This window comes from Acinetobacter portensis (genome assembly GCF_023158935.1).
Classification (GTDB): Bacteria; Pseudomonadota; Gammaproteobacteria; order Pseudomonadales; family Moraxellaceae; genus Acinetobacter; species Acinetobacter faecalis.
Genome location: NZ_CP096120.1, coordinates 1,303,134 through 1,328,326, shown reverse-complemented (window position 1 = coordinate 1,328,326; position 25,193 = coordinate 1,303,134). Strand labels below are relative to the sequence as shown.

General features: G+C 36.4%; 25 protein-coding genes. 10 read left to right on the top strand and 15 right to left on the bottom strand.

The features are described 5' to 3' along the window. Positions 1-105: 105 nt before the first annotated feature. Both MZO21_RS06585 and MZO21_RS06580 read right to left on the bottom strand, forming a co-directional pair. On the bottom strand, positions 106-1,479 hold the full coding sequence (locus MZO21_RS06585; RefSeq protein WP_154771615.1) for an ABC1 kinase family protein: 1,374 nt from the start codon (positions 1,477-1,479) through the stop codon (positions 106-108). Positions 1,480-1,631: 152 nt separating this feature from the next. Continuing rightward, complete coding sequence (locus MZO21_RS06580) at positions 1,632-1,937, bottom strand: hypothetical protein (RefSeq protein WP_154771616.1); 306 nt, start codon at positions 1,935-1,937, stop codon at positions 1,632-1,634. Between the two features lie 174 nt (positions 1,938-2,111). Between MZO21_RS06580 and MZO21_RS06575 the strand changes: the two genes are divergently transcribed. From MZO21_RS06575 to aroC, 3 genes are all read left to right on the top strand, one after another. Continuing rightward, positions 2,112-2,489 (top strand): lysozyme inhibitor LprI family protein, encoded by a 378-nt coding sequence (locus tag MZO21_RS06575; RefSeq protein WP_248129627.1) that lies wholly within the window; start codon positions 2,112-2,114, stop codon positions 2,487-2,489. A 91-nt stretch (positions 2,490-2,580) separates the two neighbouring features. Beyond that, a complete protein-coding gene (prmB, locus tag MZO21_RS06570) occupies positions 2,581-3,591 on the top strand; it encodes a 50S ribosomal protein L3 N(5)-glutamine methyltransferase (RefSeq protein WP_171501156.1) in 1,011 nt (336 codons plus the stop codon). 12 nt (positions 3,592-3,603) lie between these two features. After that, on the top strand, positions 3,604-4,689 hold the full coding sequence (aroC, locus tag MZO21_RS06565; protein WP_154771618.1) for a chorismate synthase: 1,086 nt from the start codon (positions 3,604-3,606) through the stop codon (positions 4,687-4,689). 170 nt (positions 4,690-4,859) lie between these two features. Here the strand turns inward: aroC and MZO21_RS06560 are convergent, their stop codons facing one another. The 8 genes from MZO21_RS06560 to MZO21_RS06525 all read right to left on the bottom strand — a co-directional run bounded on the left by MZO21_RS06560 (position 4,860) and on the right by MZO21_RS06525 (position 10,606). Then, positions 4,860-5,162, bottom strand: a complete 303-nt coding sequence (locus MZO21_RS06560) for a cyd operon YbgE family protein (protein ID WP_154771619.1) — start codon at positions 5,160-5,162, stop codon at positions 4,860-4,862. A 3-nt stretch (positions 5,163-5,165) separates the two neighbouring features. Continuing rightward, positions 5,166-5,267, bottom strand: a complete 102-nt coding sequence (gene cydX / locus MZO21_RS06555) for a cytochrome bd-I oxidase subunit CydX (RefSeq protein ID WP_154771620.1) — start codon at positions 5,265-5,267, stop codon at positions 5,166-5,168. Positions 5,268-5,291: 24 nt separating this feature from the next. Beyond that, positions 5,292-6,437 carry a cytochrome d ubiquinol oxidase subunit II gene (gene cydB / locus MZO21_RS06550; protein ID WP_154771621.1) on the bottom strand — a complete coding sequence of 382 codons (1,146 nt, stop codon included), beginning with the start codon at positions 6,435-6,437 and terminating at the stop codon, positions 5,292-5,294. Continuing rightward, positions 6,434-8,020, bottom strand: a complete 1,587-nt coding sequence (locus tag MZO21_RS06545) for a cytochrome ubiquinol oxidase subunit I (RefSeq protein ID WP_154771622.1) — start codon at positions 8,018-8,020, stop codon at positions 6,434-6,436. The genes cydB and MZO21_RS06545 overlap by 4 nt, the downstream gene beginning before the upstream one ends. Beyond that, a complete protein-coding gene (cydP, locus tag MZO21_RS06540) occupies positions 8,020-8,211 on the bottom strand; it encodes a cytochrome oxidase putative small subunit CydP (protein WP_154771623.1) in 192 nt (63 codons plus the stop codon). Before cydP ends, MZO21_RS06545 begins: the two co-directional genes overlap by 1 nt. Before the next feature lie 443 nt (positions 8,212-8,654). Beyond that, on the bottom strand, positions 8,655-9,257 hold the full coding sequence (locus tag MZO21_RS06535; protein ID WP_154771624.1) for an OB-fold-containig protein: 603 nt from the start codon (positions 9,255-9,257) through the stop codon (positions 8,655-8,657). Positions 9,258-9,274: 17 nt separating this feature from the next. After that, the gene (locus MZO21_RS06530; RefSeq protein ID WP_171501162.1) at positions 9,275-9,586 is read right to left on the bottom strand and encodes a Rieske (2Fe-2S) protein; all 312 of its coding nucleotides are present in this window, start codon (positions 9,584-9,586) and stop codon (positions 9,275-9,277) included. A gap of 15 nt (positions 9,587-9,601) precedes the next feature. After that, positions 9,602-10,606, bottom strand: a complete 1,005-nt coding sequence (locus tag MZO21_RS06525; RefSeq protein ID WP_248101108.1) for an adenosine kinase — start codon at positions 10,604-10,606, stop codon at positions 9,602-9,604. 133 nt (positions 10,607-10,739) lie between these two features. Here MZO21_RS06525 and MZO21_RS06520 point away from each other — a divergent pair, with 133 nt between their 5' ends. The 3 genes from MZO21_RS06520 (at position 10,740) to MZO21_RS06510 (ending at position 15,503) form a co-directional block, all read left to right on the top strand. Then, complete coding sequence (locus tag MZO21_RS06520; protein ID WP_154771627.1) at positions 10,740-11,189, top strand: GNAT family N-acetyltransferase; 450 nt, start codon at positions 10,740-10,742, stop codon at positions 11,187-11,189. 221 nt (positions 11,190-11,410) lie between these two features. Beyond that, positions 11,411-14,350, top strand: coding sequence for an insulinase family protein (locus MZO21_RS06515; protein ID WP_248101106.1), 2,940 nt, complete (start codon positions 11,411-11,413; stop codon positions 14,348-14,350). A gap of 91 nt (positions 14,351-14,441) precedes the next feature. After that, entirely contained in the window at positions 14,442-15,503 is a 1,062-nt protein-coding gene (locus tag MZO21_RS06510) for a phospholipase A (RefSeq protein ID WP_407061180.1), read from the top strand. A 76-nt stretch (positions 15,504-15,579) separates the two neighbouring features. On the opposite strand, the gene MZO21_RS06505 is transcribed toward MZO21_RS06510, so the two are convergent. The 4 genes from MZO21_RS06505 to MZO21_RS06490 form a co-directional block, all read right to left on the bottom strand. Further along, complete coding sequence (locus MZO21_RS06505) at positions 15,580-16,920, bottom strand: TrkH family potassium uptake protein (RefSeq protein ID WP_248101100.1); 1,341 nt, start codon at positions 16,918-16,920, stop codon at positions 15,580-15,582. Positions 16,921-16,930: 10 nt separating this feature from the next. Further along, positions 16,931-17,587: a potassium channel family protein gene (locus tag MZO21_RS06500; protein WP_248101097.1), complete on the bottom strand. Its 657-nt coding sequence runs from the start codon at positions 17,585-17,587 to the stop codon at positions 16,931-16,933. 158 nt (positions 17,588-17,745) lie between these two features. After that, positions 17,746-18,666, bottom strand: coding sequence for an alpha/beta fold hydrolase (locus MZO21_RS06495; protein WP_248101094.1), 921 nt, complete (start codon positions 18,664-18,666; stop codon positions 17,746-17,748). Positions 18,667-18,723: 57 nt separating this feature from the next. Further along, a complete protein-coding gene (locus MZO21_RS06490; protein WP_154771633.1) occupies positions 18,724-19,263 on the bottom strand; it encodes a PadR family transcriptional regulator in 540 nt (179 codons plus the stop codon). 136 nt (positions 19,264-19,399) lie between these two features. Here MZO21_RS06490 and MZO21_RS06485 point away from each other — a divergent pair, with 136 nt between their 5' ends. Continuing rightward, positions 19,400-21,424, top strand: coding sequence for an NADPH-dependent 2,4-dienoyl-CoA reductase (locus MZO21_RS06485; protein ID WP_154771634.1), 2,025 nt, complete (start codon positions 19,400-19,402; stop codon positions 21,422-21,424). A gap of 106 nt (positions 21,425-21,530) precedes the next feature. Next, positions 21,531-21,932, top strand: a complete 402-nt coding sequence (locus MZO21_RS06480) for a nuclear transport factor 2 family protein (RefSeq protein WP_154771635.1) — start codon at positions 21,531-21,533, stop codon at positions 21,930-21,932. A gap of 119 nt (positions 21,933-22,051) precedes the next feature. On the opposite strand, the gene MZO21_RS06475 is transcribed toward MZO21_RS06480, so the two are convergent. Then, complete coding sequence (locus tag MZO21_RS06475; protein WP_154771690.1) at positions 22,052-22,432, bottom strand: internalin; 381 nt, start codon at positions 22,430-22,432, stop codon at positions 22,052-22,054. Between the two features lie 227 nt (positions 22,433-22,659). Here MZO21_RS06475 and MZO21_RS06470 point away from each other — a divergent pair, with 227 nt between their 5' ends. Continuing rightward, positions 22,660-24,300 (top strand): CTP synthase, encoded by a 1,641-nt coding sequence (locus MZO21_RS06470; RefSeq protein ID WP_154771636.1) that lies wholly within the window; start codon positions 22,660-22,662, stop codon positions 24,298-24,300. A gap of 32 nt (positions 24,301-24,332) precedes the next feature. Next, complete coding sequence (gene kdsA, locus MZO21_RS06465) at positions 24,333-25,190, top strand: 3-deoxy-8-phosphooctulonate synthase (protein ID WP_248101091.1); 858 nt, start codon at positions 24,333-24,335, stop codon at positions 25,188-25,190. Positions 25,191-25,193: the final 3 nt, after the last annotated feature.

Here is a 25,193-nt window from a genome sequence, read left to right as displayed (position 1 = left end):
CTTAAATGTGTGTAGATAGGGGACTTTTATATCATTTTATAATATAAAAAGCCCACATAAATGAATGAATTTATAGCTTAAATAAGAAAATCTATTTGGCTGATATTAAATATATTTAGCAACCATCGCACGTACATTGGTTTTTGCTTCAATTACAGTCATAAACGTATATGCACCAATAAATTTACGGCTAATAAACATAAATTCTTTAGGTGGAACACTAAAATAACGTGAAGCCATAGACTTAGATGCACGTTGCATTACACGACTATGTAGCATGCTTTTTTTCCAGTCGTAACGGTAATTTTCATCCATTACACCTTCTGGTAAGTTGTCATTATTTTCAGGACTACTAAATGCTTCAGTTGCCAATAAAAACACTTTTGCCATATCTGGTTTAATGCTTTGCGGAATTGAATCGAAAAATTCATAGCCAGTCATTGCATTCACCATCGCTAAAGGATCGTGATCATAACCAGCTTGAATTAGATTTTTCGCAACAGTAAGTAAATGTGTGTCGAATTGACGGATTGCGCCAAAATCTAAAAGAATAATTTTATCTTCAACATCTGCGCCATTACCTAAGCGAACAAGGTAATTACCAAAGTTCGGATCGGTTTGCATTTCGCCCCATTCAAAAATTTCACGAACAGCAATTTCAAGTGATGCTTCACCTAATTTATTGCGACGTTCCTGAGGTAATGAAAGCATAACAGGGCTATTAATAGGTACGCCACGCTCAAAAGTCATACATAAGACTTCATTCGTGCAAAGCTCATCAATAATTTCAGGCACAACATAGCGTGAATCGTCTTTTAAACGTTCGCCAAATCTGCGTGTAGTTTCAGCTTCAATTTTATAATTTACTTCACGATGCATCATTTCACGAACTTCTTCGAACCATTGGTCGAATTCACGTGTTTGCGGCACAATTCGTGTGAGTTTTAGCATATTTTTAAATAGATTCATGTCTGAATCTATGGCATCTGCAACACCCGGATATTGAACTTTAAGTACAAGTTCTAAACCATCTACATTGCGAATTGCACGATGAACTTGAGCAAGAGAAGCGGTGCCAATTGGTTCAGGATCTATCGTAAGTTCATTTAGTTTTGAACCAAGTTGCGCCTGAAGTTGTGCCTGAATTGCAGGCCAAGCAAGTGCTACAGTTTGATTATTGAGTGTATTGAGAGCTTGAGTAACTTCTTCGGGTAAAAAATGTTCACCATATAAAGCCATCATTTGTCCAATTTTAACAATTGAACCTTTTAATTTACCTATTTCTGCAACAAGGTAATCTGCTTGTTCTTTGGTTGCTTTTTTACGTTTCTTTTCTTTTTCTTCTTCACTTGAAAAAATAGATGTCGCATTTGACGCAGCCCAACGTGTACCAGCCAATAAAGATGCTTTAGCAATGGATAAGCGTCGATCCATAGAGGAGGTTTTTAAGTTTTTGAGCTTATCGTGCTGATCCGACATTTAAATAAAACCTTTAATAAGCAAATTGCAGTTTGGTTAGATTGTACTAAATTTTACAAAGACTTCACGTATTAAAAAAGTTTAAGTGCTTAAAAAGCATAGTTTGTTTTAGATTTGAACATTTAATAGCCTAAGTGTGCCAAACATTTCTTTTACATTCGATATTTCATTTTAATTTCGGCTTTATTTTGTAGCTCGACTTTATGTGTTTCAATAAACTCATGAATCATACTTTTAACACTATTGTTCATAAAACCAAGGGCATAGCCTTTAACAATAATAATGCTCGGTAAATTAAAAAATAGGTATTTAGCATCATCTAAAGAAGGTTCAGCATAAATATTTTGTTCGCTTAAAGTAATTTGTAAAAACTCTTTTTCAATTAATACATCAGGATTTTGGGTATCATTCCAGTAGTTTGTACGTATTGCCATTAAGTTATTATGTTTGTAGCTCATAAAATTAAATACCGATTAAGACAATTATATATATAGGGTTTATTGTTGAAGAATCAATGTTAATTTTGAAAGCCAGCTGAAAAAATGGTATATACAGTGGCAATTAAGTTTTTAATAATAAATTGAAAGTTCAAATTTAAATTTGGGGAAATTTATATGAAGTTTTTTAAGGGTATGTTGTTTGTTGCATGCAGTTTATTTGCTGTAAATTCCTATTCAATGGGGTTTTCTAAGAAATATGTTAAATGCATGAAATCATCAAACAATCAAATTAAGATAATTAATTTTTGCCAATCTAAAGAACTGAAAGCTCAAAATAAAAGAGTGAAAAAACTCTTTAAAAAGAATATGGCACTTTCAAATGAACAAGAAAAAAGTAACTTAAATATCATTCAAATAAACTGGGAAAAGCAACGTGATGTATCGTGTGGCTTAATCAATAAAAAACCAAAGCAACTTAATTCAGCAAATATTGGATGTTCATTACGATTCACAAGTTCACGTGCAGATATGCTTGAAGTACAAGTAAAGAATAAAACATTAAGTAGATAATTGTGGAAATTAAACAATCAAAATATTAAAAATTGTTTAAAACAAGGTATTATAAGGCGCTTAAGACATATGACTTTGGAGACGCCTTAAAGTGGATCGCCCGACTATTAGCCCTGAACATATTCAGGAAGCTGCTGACAACCTCAGTACAATTCGTGATTTTATCCGCTTTGGTGTGACAGCATTACGTCAATACGATGCGCATTTAGGTCAAGGTACAGAAGACTATTTTGCTGAAAGCTCAGCACTTGTATTACAAAGCATGTCACTTGAATGGAAAGCAGATGCTGAAATTCTTGATGCAAAATTACTCCCAAGTGAAAAAGCTGAATTTTTAGGCTTATTGGAACGCCGTATTAATGAGCGTATGCCAACCTCATATTTATTGAATTTAGCCTACTTTGACGGCAAACCTTATTATGTGGATGAACGTGTACTGATTCCACGTTCTCCAATTGCAGAACTGATTCAAAACCGTTTTGCACCATACTGTTTAGATGAAAATCACGAAGCACGTGAAGGTGTGAACAATCTACCTGAAAACCCAAATCCTAAAATGCCACGCCGTATTTTAGATATGTGCACAGGTTCAGGTTGTATTGCCATTGCATTGGCTTATGCATTCCCAGAAGCAGAAGTGGATGCGACTGATCTGTCTAAAGATGCCTTAGAAGTAGCACAAATTAACTGTGAACATCACAATCAACAGTTCAATGTTGCATTGCTTGAATCTGATTTGTTCGAAAAAATTCCTGCTGAAAATCAATATGATTTAATCGTATCGAATCCGCCATATGTCGATGCGGAAGATATGGCTGATCTTCCTGATGAGTTCCATCATGAACCTGAAATGGCACTTGCCGCAGGTCAAGATGGTTTAGATTTGGTACGTAAAATGTTAGCGCAAGCAGCAGATTACTTAACTGAAGATGGCTTAATTGTGATTGAAGTAGGTAACTCTGAATGGGCAATGAAGCAAAACTTTAACACAGTAGATTTCTACTGGTTACAGTTCCAAAAAGGCGGTTCGGGCATTTTTGCATTAACAGCAGCGCAATGCCGTGAGTACCGTGAATTATTTATTCAATCTATCAATTCATAAGGAGTCGTAAACATGGCAGGTAATAGTATTGGACAACTGTTTCGTGTAACGACTTGTGGTGAATCTCATGGCGCTGGTCTTATGGCTATTGTCGATGGCGTTCCACCAGGAATTGAACTGTCTGAAGCAGATTTGCAAAAAGATTTAGATCGCCGTAAACCAGGTACATCTAAATTTGCAACTCAGCGTAAAGAGCCAGATGAAGTAGAAATTATTTCAGGTGTATTTGAAGGTAAAACCACAGGTACATCAATTGGTTTACTTATTCGCAATACAGACCAAAAATCGAAAGATTATGGCAACATTGCACAAACTTTCCGGCCAGGTCATGCAGATTATACTTATACACAAAAGTATGGTTTCCGTGATTACCGTGGTGGTGGTCGCTCAAGCGCGCGCGAAACAGCAATGCGTGTAGCCGCAGGTGCAATTGCCAAGAAATTCTTATTCGAAAAATTTGGTATTGAAATCCGTGGTCATGTCACTCAAATTGGCACAGAAAAAGCTGAAAAATTAGATTGGAATGAAGTTCCAAATAATCCATTTTTTTGTGGCGATGTTGATGCAGTTCCACGTTTTGAAGCACTTGTAACGTCATTGCGTGAACAAGGTACAAGCTGTGGTGCGAAACTAGAGATTATTGCGACTCAAGTCCCTGTAGGTTGGGGCGAGCCTGTATTTGATCGTTTAGATGCAGATATCGCACATGCCATGATGTCAATTAATGCTGTGAAAGGTGTTGAAATTGGCGATGGTTTTGGTGTGGCAGAACAATTCGGTCATGAAACACGTGATGAATTAACCACAGATGGTTTCTTGGCAAATCATGCAGGTGGTATTTTAGGTGGTATTTCAAGTGGGCAAGACATTCGTGTTGCGATTGCCTTGAAACCAACAGCATCTATTACAACACCAGGTAAAACAATTACTATTGAACGTGAAAATGCCGATGTGTTGACTAAAGGTCGTCATGATCCTTGCGTAGGTGTTCGTGCAACGCCAATTGCAGAAGCAATGCTTGCAATTGTGTTGATGGATCATTTCATGCGTCATCGTGCACAAAATGCTGATGTGGTTGCACCATTTGAACCGATTTAAATTGTTGTAAATTAAAACCAGACTTTATGTCTGGTTTTTTTATTGGCTTTAGATAATGAATAATCGATCTAAAAGAATGAGATGAAATATATTTTTATAGCGTAAAAATCTGACTTATTTAGATAAATAAAAAGAGCGCATATAGCGCTCTTTTTATAGATAAGGATTGGTTAGGTTAAGAACCAAGTGTAATAGCCCCACAGCATTAAAGGCCATGAAAGGAAAGGGCTAAAAATCCATTTCCAGAACCAAAATCTTGGTGTAAAACCAACACCGTGAACAAAGCCACCAGAAATACCAATCATAATAAGCATCATGGCACGATGGCTGTATTCACCGTTTGCATCCAACATAGCTGCAGGATGAAGTAATAAGACGGCTGCAAGTGGGAAAGCCAAAAGGCAAGAAATGATCATTGCAAACTTATTAGGTTTTGGATCTACATTTTGATTTTCCATTACAACATCGCTCATGACTTATTCCTCGTCTAAATCGTGATTGTGTTCAATGTAAAGGGCACTTAACACACCAGCGAAACATGCCATCAATACACCGAGAATCCAAGCAAAATACCACATAATTTATTCTCCTAAGCATAGACCTTAGTAAAGGCTATGCGTATTGTCCTGAACATGTTTGTTAGTAATAACGCCCCACATTTTGTAGTAGCACCAAGTTGTGTAAATCAGAATCAATGGTACGAAAATACATGCTGCAACAGTCATTACTACAAGTGTATTTTTACTTGAAACTGCATCCCACATGGTTAAGCTTACTGTTGGGTTAAGGCTTGATGGCATTAAGAATGGGAACAAGGCAAAACCAGCAGTTAAGATTGCACCAATAACAGCAAGACTTGTACCTAAGAAGCTTAAACCAGCTTTTGCTTTACCAGCAGCAGGAATCACAATTAATGCACCTAAAATAGCAAGTACAGGAGCAATGATTGTAATTGGATAGGTGCTGTAGTTATTCATCCAACCTGGGTTGGCATTTGTAAGTACTTCTTTCGCAAGAGGGTTAGCAACACCATTTGTATCGAAAGGTTGAACAAGTGTGTAACCTTGGATATTACCGAAGTATAACCATGCACCAGCGCCTAAGAAACAAACTAGGAATACAATACCCATAATTTGAGTTGCTTTAGCAGAACGAGCACGTAAGTCACCATCTGTACGAAGCATTAACCAAGCACCACCATGAGCGCAAAGCATTGATAAGCTTACAATACCACACACAAGTGCAAATGGATTAAGTAAAGCAAAGAAGCTACCAGTATATGTAGAACGTACAGTTTCATCTAATGTGAACGGTACGCCTAAGAACATATTACCAAAAGCAACACCAAATACTAATGCTGGAACTGCACCGCCTACAGCTAAACCCCAATCCCAAGACGTGCGCCATTGAGTGTTTTCAAGTTTAGATCGGTAGTCGAAACCTACAGGCCGTAAGAACAGGGCAAAGAGTACGAGTAACAGCGCCCAGTACATACCAGAGAATGCTGTTGCATAAACCATTGGCCATGCAGCAAATAATGCACCACCTGCAGTAATGAACCAAACTTGGTTACCGTCCCAGTGTGGGGCAATCGTATTGATTGCCGCACGACGTTCGTCATCTGTTTTACCTACGAATGGCATAATTGCCATTGAGCCCATATCGAAACCATCTGTTAATGCGAAACCAATAAGTAGAACACCTACAAGTACCCACCAGATTATTTTGAGTAGTTCATATTCGATCATGCTTGAGACTCCTCATTTGCCTTTTGTGCAGCTTCAAGTTTTTCAAAATGGTATTTACCAGTGTGAAGAGAACTTGGACCTAGGCGAGAGAATTTAATCATTAAGTACATTTCAATGATAAGTAATACTGTGTAGAACGATGCTAATGCGATGATTGAACCCCATACATCACCAGTGCTCAATGAAGATGCAGATAAGTGTGTAGGAAGTACTTCACCAATTGTCCAAGGTTGACGACCAACTTCTGCAACGTACCAACCAGTTTGCGCAGCAATCCAAGGAAGTGGTAGAGAGAATAGGGCGAACTTTAATAACCAAGGTTTGTTTTCAGCATTGCGTTTTGCAACAGCAAATGTAGCGAAAGCAAACAATACAAGCATTAAGAAGCCTGAAGCAACCATTGCACGGAATGACCAGAATAAGCTTGGTACATGTGGAATAGTGTCTTGAGCAGCCGCTTTAATTTGCTCATCAGATGCATCTACAACATTTGGTGTGTATTTCTTAAGAAGTAAACCGTAGCCTAAGTCTTTTTGAGAGTCTGCGAACGCTGCTTTAAGTGTTTCAGATTCATCACCAGCACGTAATTGCTCAAGTTGAGAATAAGCAACCATACCGTTACGAATACGAAGTTCATGATTCGCAATTAGGTCTTTAATCCCTGTTACTTCTTCAGTCGTAGAGCGAGTTGCAATTAAACCCATCACATAAGGGATTTTAACTGCGTAATCTGTTGTTTGCGTTTCTTCATTTGGAATACCAAATAAAGTAAATGCAGCAGGTGCAGGGTGAGTATCCCATTCTGCCTCAATTGCAGCTAACTTAGTTTTTTGCACATCACCTAGTTCATAACCAGATTCATCACCCAGTAAAATAACTGAAAGTGTAGATGCTAAACCAAAGATTGCAGCAATAGCGAAAGAACGACGAGCAAATGGTAAGTCGCGTTTTTTCAATAAGTAGTAACTAGAAATAGCCAGTACGAAAATTGCGCCTGTTACATAACCTGCAGATACAGTATGTACAAATTTAACCTGAGCAACGGGGTTAAATATTAAGGCACCGAAGTCCACTAACTCCATACGCATGGTTTCATAGTTGAATGCTGAGCCGACTGGGTTTTGCATCCAACCATTGGCAACCAAAATCCATAAAGCAGACATGTTAGAGCCGAAAGCGACTAACCAAGTTACTGCCAAATGTTGCACTTTAGATAGACGATCCCATCCAAAGAAGAACAAGCCAATGAATGTAGATTCCAAGAAGAAGGCCATTAAGCCTTCAATAGCCAATGGAGCACCGAAAATATCACCTACATAATGTGAGTAATATGCCCAGTTAGTACCGAACTGGAACTCCATTGTTAAACCAGTAGTTACCCCAAGCGCGAAGTTAATACCGAATAATTTGCCCCAGAATTTGGTCATGTCCTTATAAATTTCTTTACCAGAAATCACATAAGTGGTTTCCATAATGGCAAGAATAAATGCAAGACCTAAAGTCAGCGGTACAAAAATAAAGTGATACATCGCAGTCATTGCAAACTGGAACCGCGATAAATCGACCACGCTTTCAGTAATCATCAACGTGTCTCCTTAGTTTGGGATGTGCTGCCAGCAATACGCTCGGCAACTTGATTGTCAAAATTTTTGGGAATAGTTGGGGCGTCAAACCAAATATTTTTTATGACGAGTAAAATAGCAACCTTAATAATTAAAATGATCGCTATTTCTCGGGTGACTCTTTTATTCAGATTCTTAGGGACTAAGCTCATATTACTAAGTCTTAAAAATAAACAATATTTATATTATTAAACATTTGTTATATAAAATAAATAGACCGATCAGTATAAATATAAATATTTTAATTAATTTAGTTAAAACAGTGGCTTATGATCCAACTGTTTTTTTATTAAACTAGATTATTTTATTAAATAAATCCGACTAAAAAGCTTATATAATATTACTTAAACCAACTAATATGGTCTGATATTTTTATTAAAATGATTCTTATTTATTTTAATCGTGTTTTTGTTTGCAAAATAAACCAAGTGTTTTGGTGGGTTATGTTGTATTAGATTTAAAATAATTAATTTTTTTCTTAAGTGAAAAGTGTAGTTTTTTATGGAAGATGTACGTAGTTACACGCTATTAAGGAATAGTGTGGGTATAATTTAGAGAGTTTTAGCTGTATTAGGTGCGCAATAAGAGCGATATGCTAAATAAATAGATCTGTTGATTTAGCAATTTTCTTGGCAATGTAGTGAGATTTCTTTTTTCGAACAATAATGATTTGAGTTTGAAATTCGAGTTCGCCAAATTCAGGCTCTACTTGTATGTAATGAAGTCGCCCAAACTGATCTCTTATACGTGCTTGAGCAGAAAAACCTGGTCGTGCATGACCGCTTGAAATTGTTGCTAAACGACCAATAAGGCTGATATTTTGTTTGGCTGTTTTAGGTTTAATGACTTGGTCTAAGCAATGAATCATAAAAACGGTAAAGAAAACAGCAATGATTAGTGCAGGAATAATAATGTAATATGAAGCAACAAAAGCATGTTGCTTTGCAAAGATTGCAAATTGGATGAAATAGCCTGCAACACTAAAGTTGAGCAGTAAAAATATAAAAATGAGTAGTTTTGAAAATTTTACATTGACGAGGGGGGATTCAGTCAGTTGTTTTGGGAAAATTTGGGAAAATACATTACTTGGCTTTAGATTAATGTAATAACCAACAGTTTCCGCCATGCTTAGAATTATTAAAATCAATAAACTTAAATGGAAAGGAAGTAAGTTTACATCTGTTAAAAAATTATACATGGCGAAAACCTTTAAAATTATTCTTCGGTTAAGTAAATTCCACCATCAGAATGTACTGTTATATCTACTTTTTCAAGTGATTGTCCTTGGCATGGGCCAGAAATACATTCACCTGTTTCTACAAGAAATAAAGCACCATGTGTAGAACACTCAATATATTCTTGTTCACGGTCTAAAAACTGATTTTCAAGATATTCAAGTTCAACTTGTAAATGTGGGCACAAGTTTTGATAAGCATAAAATGCACCATCACGTTGCGTCACAAAAATATTATCTCCGTCGGATGTTTCAAATGAACGTGCTTCACGTTCTGGAACATCCTCCATCATGCAAATTCGATTCATTTAAACAGCTTCCTGATTAAAAGTATTAAGAAGTTCGGCATATTGATGAACAGCAAGGCGTGGACCAAATTGTGCAACCACTTGGCTTGAAATTAAAACAGCAATTTCAGCAGCAGCTTTTTCGTTTAAGCCTGCATTTAAAGCATAAAGGAATGAACCTGCAAATGCATCACCAGCACCATTAGTATCTACGGCAACAACTTCACGACCTGCAACTGTAAATGTGTTTTGGCTATTTGAAATTAAAGCGCCTTTTGAGCTTAATGTAATGACAACAGACTGACTAAGTAATTTTAATTTAGCCAAAGCTGCATCAATATTGTCTGTTTCTGTATACATTAAAGCTTCTTGTTCATTACAGAATAACAAATCTACACCATCGTCTAGTAGCTCGTTTAAGCCTTGACGTGCATATTGAACCATTGCTGGATCTGATAATGTTAACGCAATTTTTACACCATTTGCTTTTGCAATTTCACGTGCTTGTTTTACCGCTAAACGTGCAGTATCACTTGTAGATAAATAACCTTCAATATATAACCATTTTGCTGTATTTAATGGTGTAAAGTCGATTTGTTCATCTGTAAGTTCAGCAGTAATACCTAAGTATGTGTGCATTGTACGTTCGGAATCTTCGCTCACTAATACCATGCAAGTACCTGTAACACCTTCACTAATAGATTTAGTAGATGTTGTGATACCTGCATCGTTTAAGCCATTTAAGTAAATTGAACCGAGTTCATCATTACCTACACGGCAAGCATAAAAAGCTGAACCGCCTAATGCGCTGAAAGCAACAGTCGTATTTGCAGCAGAACCACCCGAAGCTTGACCTTTATAGCTTTGAGTTTTGAGTAAGTTGTTGTATAAATTTGCTTGTGTTTCACCATCGGTTAGTTGCATGGTGCCTTTTTGCAAGTTTTGTTGAATAAGGAAGTCATCCGAGACTTTAAATTCTTGGTCAATTAATGCGTTACCAATTGCAAAAAGATCAACAGTTGCCATGTTTTTAATCACGTAAATATTTAAAATGGTGAGTTTACACCAATGCTCAAGATAGCAATAGATTCATGAATAAAATTCAACATTTAATGGAAGTATTGGTCTAATTATTCATAGGATGGTTTTTGGAAATAATATGAAGATAGAAATTCAAGAAGTGAAAGAATTACCAGAAGCAATTTCAAAGCTTGCGCAACAAGCCAATAAAGAGGGGCTTGAGTTTGTTACGCGCATGATTGAAGAATTTGAAAGTGGTAAAAACAGGTTTGATAAACCGAATGAGTTTTTATTAATGGCTTATGATAATGGTCAGTTGATTGCATGTGGCGGCTTAAATTTGCAATGGAATGAACAAGATATTGAAACACGTATTGGGCGTGTGCGTCGTTTTTATGTTTTGCCTAAATATCGAAAGCATGGCGTAGGTAAACAGCTACTTCAATATTTAGAGAAAAAAGCAATTGCGAATTTTTCGGCACTTTGTTTAAACACAGAGATAAAATCTGCTGCTAATTTTTATCAAAAAATGAACTATGTTTTTGTAGAAAATCATCCAAATTATAACTATTTCAAATATTTAATTTAGTTGTATAAAACAGCATTGCGGGTGAAGTGCTCGTAATGCTGTTTTCGTTTTTTATCTTATTAAAAAAATCATTCATTCAATAAATGTATTCATTTCATCTCTCTAAAAAATCAAATTTCAAATACACAGTAAAAAACTAGGAATACAGAGATTGTGACATTTTAAAGGCATTTTTAAGGTATAATCGCCACACTTAAAAAAGCATTAAATTTGGAGATCACATGACTGTAGATGTCACTGAAACTATTACTCAAACTGTTCATCCAGCGTTTCAGTTGGTACGTCAACACCATGTTGAAGCCTTAGACATATTAGTGTGCGAATATAAACATAAAGTGACAGGTGCGGTGCATTATCACTTAGCAACGAATCATGACGAAAACGTGTTTTTAGTTGCATTTCGCACGCAACCTATGGATTCAAAAGGCGAAGCGCATATTCTTGAACATACCGCACTTTGCGGTTCTGAAAAATTCCCTGTACGTGACCCATTCTTTTTAATGATTCGTCGTTCATTAAATACCTTTATGAATGCGTTTACATCGGCAGACTGGACAGCGTATCCATTTGCAACGCAAAACAAAAAAGACTTTCAAAACCTACTTTCAGTTTATTTAGATGCAACTTTTGCAGCAAATTTAAATCCTTTAGATTTTGCGCAAGAAGGTATTCGTATTGAGCTAGAAAATGGTGAGCCTGTATATAAAGGCGTAGTATTTAATGAAATGAAAGGTGCAATGAGTTCACCTTCAGATCAGTTGTATCATCAATTGGCACATCATTTATTCCCTGAAACAACGTATCACTACAATTCAGGTGGTGATCCTAAAGATATTCCTGACTTAACTTACGATGAGTTAGTAGGTTTCTATAAATCGCATTACCATCCAAGTAATGCGGTGTTTATGACTTTTGGTAATGAACCTGCACATAAGCTTCAAGAGCAATTTGAAACTTTGGCTTTGTCTAAATTCGATAAAGGTGAAACGCTTCATTCTAAGCCTGAAACACGTTTAGCAGCGCCAATTGCAGTAACAGAAACCTATGCTGTAGATGCTGAAGACTTAAAAGACAAGACTTATCACATTATTTCTTGGTTATTGCCACAGGCAAGCGACATTAAAATTCGTTTAGGCATGCGTCTTGTCGAAGGTATTTTACTTGAAGATTCTGCATCACCATTGCGTCATTACTTAGAAACTTGTGGATACGCACAATCTACAGGTCCAATTATGGGCGTAGATGATTCTAACTATGAAATGACATTCTATTGTGGCGTACAAGGTTCAAATCCTGAACATGCTGAAGAATTTAAAAATGGTGTATTTAAAGTTCTAGAAGATGTTGCATCTAAACCTGTAGATTCACAAATGGTTGATGCGATTTTGCATCAAATTGAATTGCATCAACGTGAAATTAATGGCGATGGTATGCCGTATGGTTTAAGCCTAATTTTAAATGGCTTAAGCAGCGCAATTCACCATTCAGATCCTGTAGATGTATGGGATGTAGATACAGCAATTGCCAATGTAAAAGAAGAGTTAAAAGACCCAATGTGGTTGTCTAACTTAATTAAAGAACATTTAATTGATAATCCACATCGTGTGCAAATGACTTTAGTGCCCGATGCAACAAAATCTGCAAAAGAAGCCGAAGAAGAAAAAGCACGTTTAGCTGAAATTGGTGCAAAACTAACAGAAGCAGATAAAGCTGAAATTATTGCACAAACTGAGGCTTTAAAAATTCGTCAAGATACACCTGATGATTTGAACTTATTGCCAAAAGTTGGCTTAGAAGATGTGCCCGCACAAATGCATATTGTTCAAGGTCAATTACGTGAAATTATTTCGAATCGTTTAGATACGCCGTTGAATTTATATCATGCAGGTACAAATGGTATTTATTACAATCAAGTGCTTATTCAAATTCCGGATGAAATTGTAAAATCTCCATACTTCAACTTAATGTCTATTTTAATGGGCGAAGTTGGCGCAGGTGAATATGGTTATTTAGAACTACAACAATTGCAAACTGCGGTAAGCGGTGGCATTGGTATGGGTGCATCTTTACGTTCTAAAGTGGACGATAAAGGTAAAATTACAGCTTGGTTGACGCTAACAACGAAATCTTTAGTGAATAACTTAGAAGCAATTCGCTTATTGAAAGTTGCTTTTGAACAATTACGTTTCGATGAAAAAGATCGCATTATTGAGCTTTTACAGCAACGTAAAACACGTTGGTCTTCACGCTTATCTGGTTCGGGTCATAGCTATGCAATGCAAATTGCAGGGCGTAACCACAGTGCTTTAGCGCTACGTGATTACAATACAACAGGTTTAGGCGCATTAAATTGGTTGGGCGAATTAGTAAGCAAAATCGAAAATGATGAAGCTGCTTATAATCACCTTATTCAAGAATTAAAAGTGATTCATAACCGTTTATTGAAAGCACCAAAACAATTCTTATTGGTTTGTGAAGAACATCAATCTGATCGTTTAATTGAAGAAATCCAAAATGTTTGGGATAAGTTAGCCATTGATCAAATTGATGCTGAACTTACTCAAGTGAATTTTGAAAATAGCGAGAATGATGAAGCATGGTTGATTCAAGCGAATGTTCAATTCTGTTCATCTGCTTATGCTGCGGTAGAAGTGTCACATCCTGATGCTGCACCATTGATGGTGCTTGCTGCGTATTTACGTAATGGTTTCTTACATAGTGCTATTCGTGAAAAAGGCGGTGCTTATGGTGGTGGTGCAAGCTATGACGGTAATGCATGTTCATTCCGCTTCTATAGCTACCGTGACCCACGTTTAGCTGAAACATTCCAAGACTTTGAAGCAAGTGTAGATTGGTTGTTTAATGCAGAACAACAACCGCATCAGCTTGAAGAAGCGATTTTGGGCTTAATTGCAAGCATGGATAAACCAGGTTCTCCTGCGGGCGAAGCAATTACAGCATGTTATTCATTATTACATGCGCGTACACCTGCATTTAGAGCGCAATTACGTGAACGTTTATTGGCTGTGAATTTAGATGACTTAAAACGTGTTGCAGATGTATATTTACGTCAGCAAAAGCCTTCTAAGTCAGTTGTTGCGCCAATTGCAAAACGTGAATTATTGCAAGAACTTGGTTTTGAAATTAAGCAAGTTAATTAAGCCAATAAAATTATAAGAGGAGCTTTAAATGCCATTTCAAAATAAGCCAGTTGTATTGGGTTTAAGTACAGTTTTACTTGGATCTGCTTCTATGATGCAACTTCATGCAGCAGGTGAAATTTCGCCTGCAAGTGCAGATGCATGTGTGGCATTACAATCGAATGCAGATCGACTCGCTTGTTATGATGCGCTATTTAAAGTTCCAACTACAGATGTTCAGCCATTGGTTTCAGAGCGTGAAGCAGCACTTTCACTAAGTTCTGAAACAGATAGCTTCGCAGATAAAATTAAGAACAATGTTGTTGCTGTAGAAGCGGCAACATTTACTCCAAATACATCTTTGTTAGATAGCCGTTGGGAGCTTTCACCTGAAAGTAAACTTGGTACATGGCAAGTTCGCGCATATCAGCCTGTATATGTTCTTCCCGCATTTTGGACATCTAAGAAGCATGAACAGCCTACAAGCGGTAATTCACAAAATGTAATTAGTCCCGATGAAGCTATGCCTTTAGATTCAACGGAAATGAAATATCAACTTTCATTAAAAACCAAAGCATTTGAAAGTATTTTTGGCAATAACGGTGATTTATGGGTGGGTTATACGCAATCATCTCGTTGGCAAATGTATAACAGCGATGAATCTCGTCCATTTCGTGAAACCAATTACGAACCTGAAGCGAGTTTAATGTTCCGTACAAATTACGAAATGTTTGGTTTAAATGGTCGTTTATTGGGATTAACTTTTAACCATCAATCGAATGGTCGTTCAGATCCTTGGTCACGTAGTTGGAATCGTGTCATTGTGAATGTTGGTTTTGAACGAGAAAACTTTGCAATGATTGTTCGCCCTTGGTTCAGAATTTCTGAAAATGCCGAAGATGACAATAATCCAGATATTGAAAATTATATTGGTCGTGGTGATTTAACCGCATTTTATCGTTATAAAGATCAAGATTTTAGTTTGATGCTACGTCATAGCTTAAAAGGCGGTGATGATTCACGTGGTGCGGCTCAGTTCGATTGGAACTTCCCAATTAGCGGGCGTTTGCGTGGTAAATTTCAATTGTTTCATGGTTATGGTGAAAGCTTAATCGACTATAACCACAAAGCAACTTATGTTGGTTTAGGTGTGTCTTTGCTCGATTGGTATTAATTAAAAATTTAGATGTAAAAAAGCCACTTTTAGAAGTGGCTTTTTACTGGCTTATGAAAAGGACAACAAGCAAACATTAACCAATTTGAATATCTGTTTGTGGATGCTTAATACGACTTTTCTTAGGTGTTGCAATTAAATATGCCAGGGTTAAAGGCCCTAATCTGCCTGCAAACATGAGCAACATTAAAATAAATAAACTTGCAGGTTGTAATTCACCTGTAATCCCGCGTGATAAACCTACCGTACAAGCAGCAGAAACAGCTTCAAAAAGTAAGTCTAAAAAGTGATGATTAGGTTCTAAAAGCAATAAGCTAAATAGCCCCATAAAAATTAAAATTGCCGTAATTGAAACCACAGCAAGTGCTTTAAATGATGTTGCTTTTGCTACAGAGTGATTAAAAATACGTAGTTCTTCAGAGCGTCTTAAAAAGGTAATTACACTTAAAACAACAATGATAAATGTTCCAACTTTAATACCACCCGCGGTACTTAAAGAGCCACCACCAATGAACATTAAAATCATGGTGATAAGAGTGGAAGCACCGCTCATATTGCTTAGTTCTAAACTGTTAAAACCTGAAGAGCGGGGAACTGTGGCATGGAACCAAGCATTTAGAGCCTGATCGCCCATACTCATTGGTGCTAAAGTTAATGGATTATTTGCTTCAATTGCCCATAAAAGAATAAATGCAACTAAGTTCAAACCTGCAATAGTTGAAATAATGAGTTTGCTATTTGCAGACAATTTTTTCCAACGTTTGGCACGTTTAATATCCATGAGTACTACAAAGCCAATACCGCCAATAATGTACAACATACTAATGGTAAAGGTAATAAAGTACTTGTCGTGGAAGCTCATTAAGCTATTGGGAAATAAAGAGAATCCACCATTATTAAAAGCTGAAACACTATAAAATGCGGCGTAGAAAAAAGCTTTAGCAAAGTCGTAATCTTCCATCCATGCGATGGTTAAAATAACCGTGCCAATGGCTTCAAAAAATAATGAATAAAGCAGTACACCTTTAATGGTAAATGACACTTTAGATAAACTGGTTTGCCCAATAGTGTCTTGCGCCATAACTTGTTGTTTTAAGCCAATTTTTGGAGACAAACTTAACGCTGCCAATATGGCAAAGGTCATAAAACCTAAACCGCCACATTGAATAAGCATCATAATAATCACTTTTCCAAAAACGGTATAAGTTTCACCTACATTTACTACAGAAAGTCCTGTAATGGTGACTGCCGAAGTTGCGGTAAATAAGGCATTAAACCAAGATAAATCACCGTGATTTGCAAAAGGAAGCTTTAATAGAAAAGTTCCCAAAATAATAAAGCTTAGAAATCCTAGCGCCAATAAACTTGGTGGGCTTAAATTAACTGTATTATTTTGTTTATTACGAAATTGCTTCATAGGAATATTCCTATTTTGCAGTAAAGTGTTTAGATAAACGACGCAAAGGTTCTATAGAGCCTTCAATAACCAATACATCGCCATCTTGTAAAATTAAATTTGGGTCAATGCTATAAATAATTTCTTGTTCACGTTTATGCAAAATTGCACGAACTTCAGGAACATGATCCATTACGCTATGAAAGCGTGTACCTGCTAAGTTTTCTGTAATTTCAACTTTAACCAAATAATGGTCATCATTGAGCGCCATATAACGGCTTACCATTGGATAGCTCAGGCTTTGCGCTACACGAACACCCATATCTTCTTCAGGATGAATAATTTTACAAATACCTAAGTGAGTCAAAATCATGTGATGTGCTTTAGATTTTGCTTTTACCCAAATTTTTTCTACACCTAAATTTTTAAGATGTAACACACATAAAATACTGGCTTCAATGTCTTCACCAATTGCAACCACTACAGCATCACATTGGGTAATATTGAGTTCATCTAAAACATGCTCATCGGTTGCATCGGCAATAGCGGAGTGTGTAAGCACATCGGAAATGCTTTCTACATATTTTTTTTCAATATCAATGCCAATAACATCATGTTTTAAACCAACAAGTTCTGTTGCAACTGTTGCGCCAAAACTGCCTAATCCAATGACAGCAAACTGTGCCATAGTTCTTCCTTAATTTATATTGTGCAAAGGTGAAATTGTTGTGAATTTTAGCGTATTCATACCATTCACTATAGGGGAAACATGTTAATAAAGTATGTTGTTTTATATGTACTTAGATTAAAAATATAGCGAATTAATGTAGATCTTAGTAGTTATTTTTAAAGTTTAAGACTAATATCTGCTTTTAAAAATTGATGGACTTCTTGAGTGAATTTTATAGGTTCACTTATAAGTGGTGTGTGACCTGATTTTTTGAAGATAATTTGCTGTGAATTTTCTAAACTTTGTGCAATTAAAGTTTGACCTTCTACAGGATATAAAGTCGATTGCTCACCACTGAAAAATGTAGTCGAGCAGCTCAAGCTTGCAATTTCATGACGATAATCTTCATTGTGATACAAGTAGTTATTTATATACCAAGCTAAATAATCTAAACGATGAATAGGTAAAACATATTTTTGAAGTTTAGGTTTATTAAGCGCAAGTTTAAATAAAAAAGGGCTGATGTTACTACTCGATTGAAAAGCAATAAATTCTGACCATAGTTTTAACAACATTTGACGTTTTTCCAAACTTAAACTTTCAAAGGTCTGTAAATTGGAATGATCATTCAAAAAAGAAGAAATTTGCTTTAATAATCTTTTAAATTCAGGCTGCTTTTGTCCGTACAAACCATATTGCCACGTTTCATCTATAGAAATTTTGGGTGTTTGGTCAATGTGTAAATAACTTTGTAAATGTTGAGATAAGTTGCCATATTTCATGCCCTGCATGGCAGTTGTTGCACCCATGGAATATCCGATAACTTTAAATTGCTTAAGCTGTTTAGTTTCTATAAGTGTACTTAAATCTTGCCAATGACTTGAAATAGCATCAATCTTTGGAATAGCACAATTTTTTGAACGACCAAAACCGCGCCAATCTGGAATAATAAAGTGATATTTATTTTTTAAATTGTATAAAAAGGGCAACCATTGCCAACTTTGCATGCCTAAACCAGATAAAACCAATACAGGTTGACCTTGCCCAAATTCACGAACATATAATTTTTCATTATCTTGCATAGTGTAATAAGGCATCACATCATCCTTTTATTGGAAACAGCTTTAGAGCATTATGAAAACTGCTAAATAAAATTAGTCATTAAATTTTTTAAGCTCAGGAATTACTTCTTCAAGCCATTTTATCCAACCAATCTCTAAGTCTATGCCCAATTGTAAAATCATTTTATGTATATATAAGGTGCGACTTTCATTGTTTGTATGAGCAAAATCTTTAGCAAAAATTTGTTGGTAGGTTTTTAATTTTTCTTTATGTATAAATAAGTGCTGTTCAAGCTCTGGTAATACAGTATTTCCACCCAATTGTGCTTCTGCGCGCAAACGAACCATCAGTTCTTCACGTAATTGTGCAGGCTCGCTATGTTTAAGCATCCAGTCAGCAAGTTCGGTTCGACCTAATAATTCTACTTGATAGGTTTTACTGCGCCCCATATAGTCAGAATCTTCAAGTGTAGAAATCCAACCTTTTTTGAGCATTGCATTTAATTCACGGTATATTTGTTGATGCGTTGCATTCCAAAAGAAACCCATAGAACGGTCAAAGCGTCGAGCAAGTTCAATGCCCGTACTTGGTTTTTCTAATAAGCTAGTGAGTAAAACATGTGCTAAAGACATAAGTTTACAACGCGTAATTTTTCATGTGTTTTATTATGCAACATGTTGCATAAAAATCAAATCTCGAATATAAGAGTATGCAACAAGTTGCATTAAACATAAAAATAGCCAGCATGAAGCTCGCCAAGGAGTATATATGTCAAACTTTCCAAATATTTTAGCACCCTTAAATTTGGGTTTTACAACGCTTAAAAACCGAGTATTAATGGGTTCTATGCATGTAGGATTGGAAGAAGCACCTGGTGGATTTGACCGTATGGCTGCATTTTACGCAGAACGTGCAAAAGGTGGCGTGGCTTTAATTGTAACTGGCGGAATTTCACCTAACGATGCAGGTGTTACATTTGCGGGTGGCTCAAAATTAGATACAACTGCGGAAGCAGAAAAGCATAAAGTTATTACGACAGCCGTTCATGAGGCTGGCGGTAAAATTGCCATGCAAATATTACATACAGGTCGATATTCATATCAGGCAGATAATGTCGCACCATCTGCAATTCAAGCACCTATTAATCCTACAAAGCCTCATGCTTTAACATCTGCGGAAGTAAATCAAACCATTGCAGACTTTGTGAATTGTGCCAAATTAGCACAATACGCAGGTTACGATGGCGTAGAAATTATGGGCTCAGAAGGTTATTTAATTAATGAGTTTATTGCCGCTCGTACAAATCACAGAGATGATGAATGGGGCGGTAGCTATAAAAATCGCATTCGTTTTCCTATTGAAATTGTAAAACGGACACGTGAAGAAGTAGGTGAAAATTTTATTATTATTTATCGTCTTTCTATGTTGGATTTAGTGGAAGGTGGTTCAACATTTGAAGAAGTTGTATATCTTGCAAAACAAATAGAAAAAGCAGGTGCAACCATTATTAACACAGGTATTGGTTGGCATGAAGCTCGAATTCCAACTATTGCAACGAAAGTTCCGCGTGCAGCTTTTACTTGGGTAACAGAAAAACTTAAAGGTGAAGTTAAAGTTCCGCTTATTACCTCAAATCGTATTAATACGCCTGAAATGGCAGAGTATGTTTTAGCTTCAGGTCATGCAGATATGATTTCAATGGCACGTCCTATGCTTGCAGATCCATTTTTTATGGAGAAAGCAAAACAAGGTAGAAGTGATGAAATTAATACCTGTATTGGCTGTAACCAAGCGTGTTTAGATCATATTTTTTCAATGAAAGTTGCTTCTTGTTTGGTAAATCCAAGAGCGTGTTTTGAAACTGAACTTATTTTTAAAGATGTTAGCCAAGCTAAAAATATTGCAGTGGTTGGTGCGGGGCCTGCGGGTTTAAGTTTTGCAACTTATGCAGCCGATCGTGGTCATAAGGTGACAATATTAGAAGCATCGAACCAAATTGGTGGTCAATTTAATATTGCTAAGACTATTCCGGGTAAAGAAGAATTCTATGAAACATTACGTTATTTCAAACGTAAAATTGAATTGCAACCAAACATCACTCTAAAGCTTCATCATTCTGCGACTTTTAATGAACTTGCAAACTCAAATTATGATGAAATAGTTGTTGCTACAGGAGTAACACCACGTAAGCTTGATATTGAAGGTATAGAAAGTCCTAAAGTACTTTCGTATATAGATGTTTTGAAAAATAAAAAAGAAGTAGGTAAGCGCGTGGCTGTTATTGGTGCCGGAGGTATTGGTTTCGATACAGCAGAATATCTTTCACATGAAGGTGATAGTGGTAGTTTAAACCCTGAAAAATTTTATGATGAATGGGGAATTGATACGACTTATTCAAATGTAGGTGGTTTAAAACCAGCGAAAGTAGAAGAATCACCACGTGAAATATATTTATTACAACGTAAAGCAAGTTCTGTTGGTGGTGGCTTAGGAAAAACCACAGGTTGGATTCATCGTACAGGACTAAAACATCGTAATGTGAAAATGATTGCGGGTGTAAGTTACAACAAAATTGATGAACGTGGATTACATATTACTGTGAATGATCATCCAACTTTTTTAGAGGTGGATAATATCGTGATTTGTGCGGGGCAAGAATCTTATACGGCAATGTATGAACAACTTGAAAGTTTAGGTAAGAATGTTCATTTAATTGGTGGTGCTAAAGAAGCTGGCGAGTTAGATGCAAAACGCGCAATTCGTCAAGGTGCTGAACTAGCTGCAAAAATTTAAATGTAAGAAAAGAGCATTTATCTCTATTTAAAAAAGGAGGGGTTTATCTGTAATGGAATCCCTCCAAAATTTCGATATTAAAGTTCATAATAAAAAAGGAATTTATATGACAATTCAAATGACAAAAACATCAATTATGCGTTGGCATGAAATGCTAGAAACACGTGATATGTCTATTTTAAATGAATTACTAGGTGACGATGTCGTGTTTAGATCACCTGTAGCTTACAGTCCATATTCAGGTAAACAGGTTGTATTTTTTATTTTGAGTAACGTGATTCAAGTGTTTGAAAATTTTACTTATCATCGAGAGTTTTTAAGTGAAGATGGAGCGAATATCGTACTTGAGTTTTCAGCAAATATTGGCGATAAAAAATTAAAGGGCATTGACATGATTCAGTTTAATGAACATGGAAAAATTGTTGATTTTGAAGTAATGATTCGTCCAAAAAGTGGTTTGGAAGCTTTGGCTGAACTTATGGGAAAACGTATGCAAAGCATGAAATAACTTCGTTTTAAGCAAGAAATTTCTATCTATATTGAATAGCTTAATTTCATTAAGATAATAAAAAACCAGCATATGCTGGTTTTTTATTATGAAGTAAGTATGTATTACAAAATTACAACTTAGTTCTCTAGAGCAGGCATTGCGGCTGCAATTGCAGCTTGAACTGCTTCATCTTCAGATTCAGAGTTTGCGCTACGGTTTGCTTTTGGTTGAGCTTCAACTTTTGGCGTTTCAGTTTCTGTAGCTAGAGTTTGCTCAGCATCTTGAACAGAACGACGAATTTCAGTTGTTGTGTTTTCTGTTTCAATACGTTCAATTTGAACAGGTTCTGAAACAGCTTGAGATGTTTCTTGATCAGGCTTTTCAAGCGGTTGAAGATTTACTGGCTCAGATGTTGCAACATCATTTTGCTCTTCATCTTTCGGTGCTTCTTTTTTTACACACGCAGTTAATAATAAGCCTGTAGCAATTGCCGCACAAATTAAAAGTTTTTTATTCATAATAGTAAAAATAGTAGCTTGAATGGATTTCATTATTATAACAGTAAATTAAAATATGAAAATCCTATAAATGATTGGAATGACATAATCTTAAAAACGATTATAAATTGATCAATTGTCGAGTGATCGAAGAATAGATGCGGAATGACTTTGCTTTATGGGTACAAGGTAAAGTAAAATCATGCAACATTGTAAGCCGATTTAGGCTCGTTTGTATGAGAAATCCAATGACCCATTTTATTTTCGTTACTGGTGGTGTTGTATCATCACTAGGTAAAGGTATTTCAGCTGCTTCAGTTGCTGCACTTTTAGAAGCTCGTGGTTTAAAAGTAACCATGGTCAAAATGGATCCATACATTAATGTCGATCCAGGGACAATGAGCCCATTCCAACATGGTGAAGTTTTTGTCACAGAGGATGGTGCTGAAACTGATTTAGACTTGGGTTATTACGAGCGTTTCTTACGTCGTGCGAAGATGACAAAGTTAAACAACTTTACATCTGGTCGTGTATATCAAGACGTATTGAACAAAGAACGCCGTGGCGATTACCTAGGTGGAACAGTTCAAGTTATTCCACATATTACGGATAATATTAAAGAACGTGTACTTCGCGCTGGCGAAGGTTACGACGTTGCAATTGTAGAAATTGGCGGAACAGTAGGTGATATCGAATCACTTCCATTTATGGAGTCTGTACGTCAATTAATGGTTGAGCTTGGTCACAAGCGTACGATGTTAATGCACTTAACATTGCTTCCATACATTAAATCTGCAGCAGAACTTAAAACAAAACCAACTCAGCATTCTGTTAAAGAATTGCTTTCTATTGGTATTCAGCCAGACATCTTAATCTGCCGTACAGAATATGATGTTGATGCTGATACAACACGTAAAATTGCACTATTTACTAACGTAGAAGCACGTGCAGTAGTTGTTTGTAAAGATGCTCGCTCAATTTATCAAATTCCACGTACGTTCTACGAACAAAATGTTGATGATTTAATTTGCGAACGTTTTGGCTATAACGATTTACCTGAAGCTGATCTTTCAGATTGGGATAACGTTGTAGAAGCGCTACTTAACCCTGAATACACAGTGCGTGTTGCAATGGTTGGTAAATATGTAGAACTTCCAGATGCTTATAAATCTGTGAACGAAGCACTTTTACATGCTGGCGTTAAAAACCGCGTTAAAGTTCAAATTGACTACGTAAATGCTGAAGAATTAGAAAGCCAAGATGTTGCTGAAGTATTGAAAGATGCTGATGCAATTTTAGTACCTGGCGGCTTTGGTGAGCGCGGTACTGAAGGAAAAATGAAAGCAATCCAATTCGCTCGCGAAAACAAAGTACCGTTCTTAGGTATTTGTTTAGGTATGCAATTGGCTGTAATTGAATATGCACGTAATGTTGCAGGTATTACAGATGCAACTTCTACAGAATTTAACCGTTCTACTAAGTCACCATTAATTGGCTTAATTACAGAATGGTTAGATGAACGTGGTGAAGTTCAGCAACGTAGCGCAGATTCTGATCTTGGCGGTACAATGCGTCTTGGTGCTCAAAAATCTGAATTGGTTGCGGGTACGAAAACTGCTGAAGTTTACGGTTCTGAAGAAATTGTAGAGCGTCATCGTCACCGTTACGAAATGAACAACCGTTTTATTCCTGCGCTTGAAGAAAAGGGTATGAAGATTTCTGGTTATTCACCAATCCAACGTTTAGTAGAAACTGTTGAAATTCCTGCACATCCTTGGTTTATCGCTGTACAATTCCACCCGGAATTTACAAGTTCGCCACGTGATGGACATCCATTATTTGCAAGCTTTATTGATGCTGCTAAACAGCAATACAAAAAAGCAAAATAATTGGATTTTAGGATCAGACTAGGGAAGTTTAAATGTCAGTATTAAAACCACAAGAAATTGTAAGTCTTGGCGATATTCAAATGGCGAACCATTTACCATTTGTATTATTTGGTGGAATGAACGTACTTGAGTCTAAAGACTTAGCTTTTGAAATTGCTGAGACTTATGTCGATATTTGTACACGATTAGGTATTCCTTACGTGTTCAAAGCAAGCTTTGATAAAGCCAATCGTTCAAGCTTGAACTCTTTTCGTGGCCCAGGCTTAGAAAAAGGCATCGAGTGGTTAGCTGACATTAAAAAACACTTCAATGTACCTATCATTACAGATGTACATGAACCCTACCAAGCTGCACCTGTTGCGGAAGTTGCCGATATTATCCAACTTCCTGCATTCCTTAGTCGCCAAACCGATTTGGTTGAAGCGATGGCAAAAACTCAAGCGATCATTAACATTAAGAAAGCTCAGTTTTTAGCACCTCATGAAATGCGCCATATTCTAAATAAATGTTTAGAAGCTGGTAATGACAAACTAATTTTATGTGAACGTGGTTCGGCATTTGGTTATAACAACCTTGTTGTAGATATGCTTGGCTTCGATCATATGAAAGAGATGAATGTACCTGTGTTCTTTGATGTAACACATGCACTTCAAACTCCGGGTGGTCGTGAAGATTCTGCGGGTGGTCGTCGTGCTCAAATTACTACGCTTGCGCGTGCGGGTATGGCAACAGGTTTAGCAGGTTTGTTCTTAGAAGCTCATCCAGATCCTGAAAAAGCGAAGTGTGATGGTCCATGTGCGTTACGTATGTCGCAACTTGAACCATTCTTAGCTCAGCTTAAAGAATTAGATACCTTGGTAAAAGGCTTTAAAAAGCTAGATACTCATTAATTA